General features: G+C 70.1%; 11 protein-coding genes. 7 read left to right on the top strand and 4 right to left on the bottom strand.

Annotated elements, in window-relative coordinates; genetic code table 11:
- Positions 1-19 precede the first annotated feature (19 nt).
- Entirely contained in the window at positions 20-763 is a 744-nt protein-coding gene (locus tag LW587_RS19315; RefSeq protein WP_232631217.1) for a (5-formylfuran-3-yl)methyl phosphate synthase, read from the bottom strand.
- A 47-nt stretch (positions 764-810) separates the two neighbouring features.
- Positions 811-1,350, bottom strand: a complete 540-nt coding sequence (locus LW587_RS19310; RefSeq protein WP_232631216.1) for a DUF3280 domain-containing protein — start codon at positions 1,348-1,350, stop codon at positions 811-813.
- Between the two features lie 190 nt (positions 1,351-1,540).
- On the opposite strand from LW587_RS19310, the gene LW587_RS19305 reads away from it, so the two are divergent.
- From LW587_RS19305 to LW587_RS19275, 7 genes are all read left to right on the top strand, one after another.
- Entirely contained in the window at positions 1,541-2,785 is a 1,245-nt protein-coding gene (locus LW587_RS19305; protein WP_232631215.1) for an ABC transporter substrate-binding protein, read from the top strand.
- A 173-nt stretch (positions 2,786-2,958) separates the two neighbouring features.
- Positions 2,959-3,939 carry a YVTN family beta-propeller repeat protein gene (locus LW587_RS19300; protein ID WP_232631214.1) on the top strand — a complete coding sequence of 327 codons (981 nt, stop codon included), beginning with the start codon at positions 2,959-2,961 and terminating at the stop codon, positions 3,937-3,939.
- Positions 3,940-3,989: 50 nt separating this feature from the next.
- A complete protein-coding gene (locus LW587_RS19295) occupies positions 3,990-4,424 on the top strand; it encodes a hypothetical protein (protein ID WP_232631213.1) in 435 nt (144 codons plus the stop codon).
- A gap of 43 nt (positions 4,425-4,467) precedes the next feature.
- On the top strand, positions 4,468-4,740 hold the full coding sequence (locus tag LW587_RS19290; protein WP_232631220.1) for a hypothetical protein: 273 nt from the start codon (positions 4,468-4,470) through the stop codon (positions 4,738-4,740).
- Positions 4,737-5,486 (top strand): ABC transporter ATP-binding protein, encoded by a 750-nt coding sequence (locus tag LW587_RS19285; RefSeq protein WP_232631212.1) that lies wholly within the window; start codon positions 4,737-4,739, stop codon positions 5,484-5,486. The genes LW587_RS19290 and LW587_RS19285 overlap by 4 nt, the downstream gene beginning before the upstream one ends.
- Positions 5,483-6,373: an ABC transporter permease gene (locus LW587_RS19280; protein ID WP_232631211.1), complete on the top strand. Its 891-nt coding sequence runs from the start codon at positions 5,483-5,485 to the stop codon at positions 6,371-6,373. Before LW587_RS19285 ends, LW587_RS19280 begins: the two co-directional genes overlap by 4 nt.
- Before the next feature lie 8 nt (positions 6,374-6,381).
- Positions 6,382-7,005, top strand: coding sequence for a hypothetical protein (locus tag LW587_RS19275; RefSeq protein WP_232631210.1), 624 nt, complete (start codon positions 6,382-6,384; stop codon positions 7,003-7,005).
- A 7-nt stretch (positions 7,006-7,012) separates the two neighbouring features.
- Here the strand turns inward: LW587_RS19275 and LW587_RS19270 are convergent, their stop codons facing one another.
- Positions 7,013-7,387: a hypothetical protein gene (locus LW587_RS19270; protein ID WP_442919171.1), complete on the bottom strand. Its 375-nt coding sequence runs from the start codon at positions 7,385-7,387 to the stop codon at positions 7,013-7,015.
- 138 nt (positions 7,388-7,525) lie between these two features.
- Positions 7,526-8,131 (bottom strand): helix-turn-helix domain-containing protein, encoded by a 606-nt coding sequence (locus LW587_RS19265; protein ID WP_232631218.1) that lies wholly within the window; start codon positions 8,129-8,131, stop codon positions 7,526-7,528.
- Positions 8,132-8,163 lie beyond the last annotated feature (32 nt).

The raw sequence follows: 8,163 nt of genomic DNA, 5'->3' as shown, positions 1-8,163 counted from the left end.
GCATGGGGCTCGCGCGGCCTCACGCGGCATCCGCCCGCGCCTGCGCCCGCAGGGCCGCGACGGCCCCGGCGATGCGGGCTTCGTCCAGGGGCTGCCGACGGTCGCCGCCGTGGCACAGGCCGCCGCGGAAGCCGAGATAATCCGGCTGGAGCGGGGCGAGGGTGGGAATGTCGGCGCGGTGCAGGGAGCCCGCGAGACCGCTCATCAGCCCGTGGCTGCGGCAGGCCGCCACGAAGGCCGACAGAAGCGGAAGGGCGAGACATGCGCGCAGGCCGACGCCCTGCTTCCCCCTTGTGTCGATCATGGCGCCGGAAAAGCCCGCCGTGGCGAGGCGCGCCGGGAGATCGCCGCCGCTCGAACCATCCTCGGCGAAGAGGACGCCGATCAGCCGGCCGGGCGCCGCGGCGGCGGCCTCGGCGAGGGCGGCGTCGTCCGGCGCCGGGCCGACCGCCACCTTGATCCAGTCGGGCCCGACCGCCGCCATCGCGGCGACGGCCTGCGGGAGATCGGCGCCCGTGCCGTCGCCGGCCACCGCGCTGGTCACGGCCTGTCCGGCCACCGTCGCCACGATGGCCCGCACCGTGTCCGGCGCCAGGGCGCCGAGCGCTCCGCGCTCCGGGTCCTTGGCGTCGATCAGGTCGGCGCCGGCCCGCAGCGCCCAGCGCGCTTCGGCGGCGTCGCGGACGCTGACGAGCAGTCGGACGCGCGGGCGCGCGGGCAGCAGGACGACCGGGGGAGAGACGGGCGGAGAAACTTGGGACACGGGGATGCTTAAACGCTCGGACGGGGCGCCTGCGCAAGTCCCGCCCGTCAGGAGCGCCCGGGCAGGGGCTCGGCCAGCAGCCGGTTCTTCACGATCCAGCGCACGGCGTGCGACCAGTCGTCGTCGGTGTTGGCCCGGATCACCGCCTGGCCCTGGCGCACGACCTTCCCGGTCTCGGCCTCGCTGATGGTGACGACGAGGCTGAACAGCTGGTTGGCGCCCTTGTCGGCGAAGGCCGTCACGGCGAGTTCTGCCCCGAGCGCCTTGGCGATCGGCACGGCGCAGCCGTTGCACTTGTAGAGCGGGCTCTCCTTGCGGATCTCCTCGGCCTGGGGGCCGAGGTCGACGCTCTCGATCCCGGCCCTCTCGGCGAGCTGCGCCTTCAGCCCATCGGTGACGATGGCGAGGCGTTTCTGGTCGGCCGGCAAGGGCTTGCGGCCGTAGGCGAGGCTGGGGTCGTTCATCTCCGCGGGGAAGATCGCGGCCTTGCGGGCGTCCTCGGCGAGAGCTGGCCCGCCAAGGGTCGGCAGCAGGGTCAGCGCCGCCAGGACCGAGCGGCGGGCGGCCGGGAGAAAGCGCGGACTCATGCAAAGCCTCGACGGGTCGGCGCGGCGCGGGCGCCGGGCCCGTCTAACTCGGGCTGCCGGAGCATTTGGCAACGCCCCGGGTGCACGTTCCCGCAGGCCCGAGGCCACCTTCAGGGAGGCCATGTCTTAGAAAAATCTTATGTTTCCGTCGTTGAGGTGGGCCGCCGGATGTTGCTAGCCTGCTGCCCGCATGCGCGTCTCCCTCCCGTTCCTCATCGCCCTCGCCGCCCTGGCGGGATCTCCGGCCGCCCTCGCCCAGGAGCCCAAGGCGGCGACCGGCGAACCGCCGCCCGGCTCGCCGATGACACAGCCGGCCCAGGCCGGGTCCGGCGACACCCCTATTGCGATGCTCTACCGGCCGGTGCCCGCGCCCTCGTCCTACGACGCGGAGGCCGAGCCCGAGGATCTCGGGGTGGCGGGTGCCCGGATGGCGGTGAAGGACAACAACACCACCGGCCGCTTCACCAAGCAGACCTATGCCCTCGACGAGGTCGCCCTCGAGCCGGGCCAGGATCCGGTCGCGGCGGCCAAGGCCCTGGCCGCCAAGGGCGTGCACTACTTCGCCCTGACCCTGCCGGCCGAGGAGGTTCTGGCGGTGGCCGACGCCCTCAAGGGCGAAGATGTCGTGATCCTCAATGCCGGGGCGCCCGACGATCGCCTGCGCGGCGCCGATTGCCGCGCCAACGTGTTCCACACGATCCCGAGCCGCGCCATGCAGACGGATGCGCTGGCGCAGTACATGACCCTCATGCGCTGGCGGAAGATCTTTCTGATCGTCGGCCCGAGCGAACGCGACAAGGCTTACGCGGACGCACTGAGGAACTCCGCCAAGAAGTTCGGTCTCAAGATCACCGCGGAGAAACCCTGGACCTTCGGGCCGCTGGCCAAGGCGCGCGGCGACACGCCGACCCGGGCCGAGGCGATGGTCTTCACCCGGGGCCTCGATTACGACATGGCCATCGTGGCCGACGAGGAGGGCGACTGGGGCGACTACGTCCCGTTCCGCACCGTCGATCCCCGGCCCGTGGCCGGCACCCAGGGGCTGATCGCCACGACCTGGCATCCGACGCTGGAGACCTGGGGTGCGGCTCAGGCGCAGAACCGGTTCCGCCGCCAGACCGGCCGGCTGATGCGCCCCCTCGATTATCAGGCCTGGGCGGCGATCCGAACGATCGGCGAGGCGGCCACCCAGAAGAAGAGCGCCGAGATCGGCGTGATCCGGCCCTATCTGACGACGCCCGAATTCTCCCTGCCGGCCTACAAGGGCGTCGCCCTCACCTACCGTCCCTGGGACCGCCAGCTGCGCCAGCCGGTCATCGTGGTGCAGCCCAAGGCCATGGTCTCGGTGGCGCCGGAGCAGGGCTTCATCCACCAGCGCACGCCCCTCGACACCCTGGGGACCGACGAGCCGGAGACGGCGTGCAAGCTGCGGTGAGGGGCCGCACGCCCCTCTCCGCGCCGGGCCGATGCGGCAATCCACCACCGGGCCCCGGCCGCCCCGAACCGTGATTTTCCGTTGGTGCGGCGTGCCCTAGATGGCCATGTCGCGTCGACACGAGACGAACGAAGGCGTGGTCAAGCGCCGGAACGAGGACAGGGAGGATGCCGATGGTCGCTCGCGTGAGAGCGGGGTTGGGCGCGGCGCTGCTGGTCTGGCTCGGCACGGCCGGCGGGGCCGAGGCCTTCACGGCCTACGTGACCAACGAGAAGGCCAACACCGTGTCGGTGATCGACACCACGACGCTCGCGGTGACCGGGACCTGGAAGGTCGGGCGCCGGCCCCGCGGCGTGACCCTCTCCAAGGACGACAAGGAGCTGTTCGTCTGCGCGAGCGACGACGACCGCATCGACGTGCTCGACACCGCCACCGGCAAGGTGGTCCGCTCCCTCCGCTCCGGGCCCGATCCGGAGCAGTTCATCCTCGATCAGAGCGGCAACCCGCTCTACGTCGCCAACGAGGACGACAGCCAAGTCACCATCATCGACATCGAGAAGAACAAGGTCCTGGCCGAGGTACCGGTCGGGGTCGAGCCGGAGGGGATGGGGCTGTCGCCGGACGGCAAGATCCTGGTGAACACCTCCGAGACCACCAACATGGCCCACTTCATCGACACCAAGACCTTCGAGGTGATCGACAACGTGCTGGTCGATGCCCGGCCGCGCTTCGCCGAGTTCTCGACCGACGGCAAGCTGCTCTGGGTTTCGGCGGAGGTCGGCGGCACCGTCTCGATCATCGACACCGGCACCCGCAAGGTCATCCGCAAGATCAGCTTCAAGATCCCCGGCGTCACCGACGAGCAGATCCAGCCGGTCGGCGTGCGCCTGACCAAGGACGGGGCCAAGGCATTCGTGGCGCTCGGCCCCGCCAACCGCGTCGCGGTGATCGATGCCAAGACCTACGAGGTGCAGAAGTATCTGCCGGTCGGCCAGCGGGTCTGGCAGCTCGCCTTCACGCCCGACGAGAAGCAGCTTTGGACGACCAACGGCACGTCGAACGACGTCTCGGTGATCGATGTCGAGGCGCTGAAGGTGGTCAAGAGCATCCCCGTGGGCCTGCTGCCCTGGGGCGTGACGATCTCGAAGAAGTAGTCTTGTCAAACGCGCGACCGCCGGGGAACGGCGGCGGAGGAGGAAACCCCATGGCATGGACCCCGCGCCTCGGCCTCGCGGCCGCAGCCCTGATGCTCGCGGTCGCCCCGGCGGGCGCCCTCGACCTCACCAAGAAGCGCCAGAACCTGCCCGACCTCGTGCTCGGCAACGAGGAAGGCAACGACTTCGTCGTCGAGAACCGCGACATCGAGATGGAGGCCGGCAAGGCCTACCGGTTGCGCATCGTCGCCAAGGGCCGGCAGGAATACAAATTCTACGCGCCGGAGTTCTTCCGCTACATCTGGCTCAACCAGATCGTGATCGAGCACAAGGAGATCCACGGCGGCGGCCCGCCCGATCACCTCGAATTCGACGATCCGGGCGAGATCGCCATCGAGTTCGTCGCCATCAAGCCCGGCGAGTACCGATGGTACGTGCAGGGCCTGGAGGAAAAGGGCCTGGCCGGCAAGATTTCGGTGAAATGACATGACGCATCGGGCACCACGCATCGCCTCGGCTCTCCCCTCCATGCAGGGACGGGCGGACGCCGGAGGACGGAAGGTTCGCGCGGCCCTTGTCGCGGCGGCCTGTCTGTTCGCGGCACCTGCCCTGGCCGACGACAAAGCGGCTTGCGCCGACGGCATCGCGGCGATCAAGGCCGAAACGGCCAAGATTGCTCCCTACGCGATGCCGCCGAAGCTGAAGAAGGCCCTGCGGGTCGCCGAGCGCGAGCAGGGCGAGGGCGAGTTCGACGAGTGCCTCGACGCCCTGGCGGACGCCAAGCGGGCCCTGCCGCGATGAGCGGCGCCCTGGAGATCGCGGGTGTCAGCCACCGCTTCGGCCAGCGCGCCGCGCTCTCCGACGTGTCGATCACCGTCGAGCGGGGCCGGTTCACGGCGCTGCTCGGGCCGAACGGCGCGGGCAAGACGACCTTGTTCTCGGTGATCACGCGTCTCTACAACAACCAGGAAGGCCGGGTCTCGATCCTCGGCCATCCCCTCGACCGGGAGCCGTCCCGGGCGCTGGCCGGCCTCGGCGTGGTGTTCCAGGCCCGCACCCTCGACACCGACCTCACCGTCGCGCAGAACCTCCACTACCACGCCAGCCTGCACGGCATCGGCCGCAAGGCGGCGCGGGCCCGCATCGAGGTGCTGCTCGCCCGCGTCGGCCTGTCCGAGCGGCGCGACGACAAGATCCGCACCCTGTCGGGCGGCCAGTCCCGCCGCATCGAGATCGCCCGCTCGCTGATCCACGCGCCGCGCCTGCTGCTGCTCGACGAGCCGACCGTCGGCCTCGACCTCGAATCGCGGGCCGACATCGTCGGCATCGTCCGCGCCCTGGTGCGCGAGGAAAGCCTGTCGGTGCTCTGGGCGACCCACATCTTCGAGGAGATCTCGTCCGACGACGACGCGGTCGTCCTGCATCGCGGGCGCATCGTCGCGCGCGGGAAGGCCGGGGAGATCGGCGCGCCGGGCGAAACCCTGGAGGCCGCCTTCCGCCGCCTCGTCTCCGAGCCGGGCAAGCCGTCCGGAAAGGTCGCCGCATGAACGCTCCCGCGCGCCCCGCCGCGCCCTCTGCCGCGGCGGCGGCCAAGCCGGCGCCCCATGCCGGCCGCCTCGATACGATCGGCTATCTGATCGCGCTGGGCGGCATCGTTCGGCGCGAGCTGCTGCGCTTCTTCAATCAGAAGGAGCGGTTCTTCTCGGCGCTGGTGCGTCCGCTGGTCTGGCTGTTCATCTTCGCCGCGGGCTTCCGCAACACCCTCGGCGTCTCGATCACGCCGCCTTACGAGACCTACGTGCTCTACGAGGTCTACGTGGTGCCGGGGCTCGCCGTGATGATCCAACTCTTCAACGGCATGCAGTCGTCCCTGTCGATGGTCTACGACCGCGAGGTCGGATCGATGAAGGTGCTGCTCACCTCGCCCTATCCGCGCTGGACCCTGCTGCTCGCCAAGCTCGTCGCGGGCGTCAGCGTCTCGATCGTCCAGGCCTATGCGTTCCTCGCCGTGGCGTGGTTCTGGGAGACCGACATTCCGACCGTGGGATATCTCGCGGCGCTGCCGGCCTTCCTGGCGGCGGGCATGATGCTGGGGGCCATCGGCCTGTTCCTGTCCTCGCTGGTGCGGCAGCTGGAGAACTTTGCCAGCGTCATGAACTTCGTGATCTTCCCGATGTTCTTTGCCTCTTCCGCCCTATATCCGCTCTGGCGCATCCGGGAATCGAGCGACACGCTCTACTGGATCTGCCAGGCCAACCCGTTCACCCACGCCGTCGAGCTGGTCCGCTTCGCCCTTTACGGGAAGTTCGAGCCGCTCAGCTGCGCCGTCGTGATCGGGACCGGCCTCCTGTTCTTCACGCTTGCCGTGATCGCCTACGATCCGGGCCGCGGAATCATGGCCCGGCGGGGCGGACCGGCCGGCGAAGCCGCCTGAGAGAGACCATGCCCTCCTTCCGCCTGCCCCTGATCCTCACGCTCGCCCTCGCGGCCGCGCCCGCCCTCGCCCAGCCGCGGCAGGACCCGGATTGGCCCTGCGTCCAGCGCAAGGTGCCGACCCTCGGCTACGGCTCGATCTGGACCGGGCCGGACCCGGCCGAGGCCGGCGAGTGGGGCAGCGACCGCGAGGCGGCCCAGCTCGCCCGCAAGCTCGCCTCTCGCCGCACGGAGCTGCGCGAGGTCGACACCCTCCTCGACGAGTTCGTCGAGAAGGCCGGCCCGGAGGAGAAGGGCAAGCGTCTCACCCGCGTCTTCGCGGGCGTCTTCGAGATCGTCAACGGCGAGCGCTCGACCGTGATGAACGGCATCTCCCGCTACGCGCAGGGACAGCGGCGGCTGGCCGAGCGCATCCGCGACGAGGCCGACAAGGTCAGCGAGTTGAAGGACGCGCCGGAATCCGACCCCACCAAGGTCGCCTCCAAGGAGGTCGCCGAGCTCGAGACCAAGTTCAACTGGGATCGCCGCATCTTCGAGGAGCGCAACCAGTCCGTCTCCTACGTCTGCGAGGTCCCGACGATCCTGGAGCAGCGCCTGGGCGAGATCGCCAAGCGGATCCAGGCGCGTCTCTGAGCCCCCGTCAGGGGCAGTAGCGCAGGGGGCGGCCGAACGGGTCGTCGTGGCCGAGCCCCGGGCGGAAGCCGTAATAGCTCGGCTTGCCCAGGCCGTAGGCCGAGCCGACATAGCTCGGATCGTCCGGAGCCTCGGTCGGGACCGGGGCGCTCCGCGGGGCGCAGCCTACGAGCCGGCGGAGCCGGGGCAGCGGCGGCCGGTCGCTGTCGACCCCGTCATCGCCCCGGGGAAAGAAGCGCGGCGCCTGCGGACCGGGCAGCAAGCCGGGTTCGAGCAGGTCGGCGGCCGCGGCCGGCATGGCCAGGGTGGCCGGGACCTGGATGGCCAGGACCAGGGTCGCGAGGACGAGAAGGGCGCCCGCCCATGGCCGTCCGCCCGCCATCGCTGCCGTTCCCTCACATCAACAAGTCGAAAAAACCGTCGCAGCCGATGGTGAACGGTTCGTTACCGTGCCCGCCCTCGGCCAGCGCTTCCCGCCTGAGCCGACAGGCGGCGGGGAGATAGGCGCGACATGGCCCGTTCACCCGCGTGGATAGACGATGATCGAGAGATAGGTCGTCGGCGTCTTCAAGAGCTTGGCCGGGCCGTGCAGGCCGTTCGAGTCGAACATCAGCGCGTCGCCGGGGGCGAGGTGATAGTCGAGGCCCGAGTGATGATAGATCACCTCGCCGGTCAGCATGTAGAGGAACTCCGTGCCGACGTGCCGGAAGCTCGTATAGGCCTCGGCCTCCTCCTGCAGCGTGATGAGGTAGGGCTCCACCACCACATCGCCGCGGATGCCGGCGCCCAGGAGCTCGTAGATGTGGCCGACCTTCGTGCCGCGCCGCTCGATCAGCACGCCCTGGCCGCTCTTCACGTGGGAGCAGTCGCGGGTCTCCTCGAAGGCGGCGAAGAGGGCGGTGATCGGCACGTTGAGCGCCAGGGCGATGGCGTTGATCGAGGCGAGCGAGGGCGAGATCGCCCCATTCTCGATCTTCGAGATCATGCCCGGCGAGATCCCCGCCGCGGCACCCAGATCGGCCACCGACAGGTCGCGCTCCCGACGCAGCACCCGCACCTGATGGCCGAGCGCCTTCTCCAGCGGTCGCTCCTCGGAGACCGGCGCGTTCGAGGCGGTGTTCAGCATGGGTCCCGCGGTCACCGTCACGGCCTCCGGTC

Origin of the sequence: Methylobacterium sp. Leaf118 (assembly GCF_920984675.1) — a bacterium.
Taxonomy (GTDB): Bacteria; Pseudomonadota; Alphaproteobacteria; order Rhizobiales; family Beijerinckiaceae; genus Methylobacterium.
Note: the sequence above shows the minus strand (reverse complement) of the source record. Positions and strands in the feature narration are given on the sequence as shown.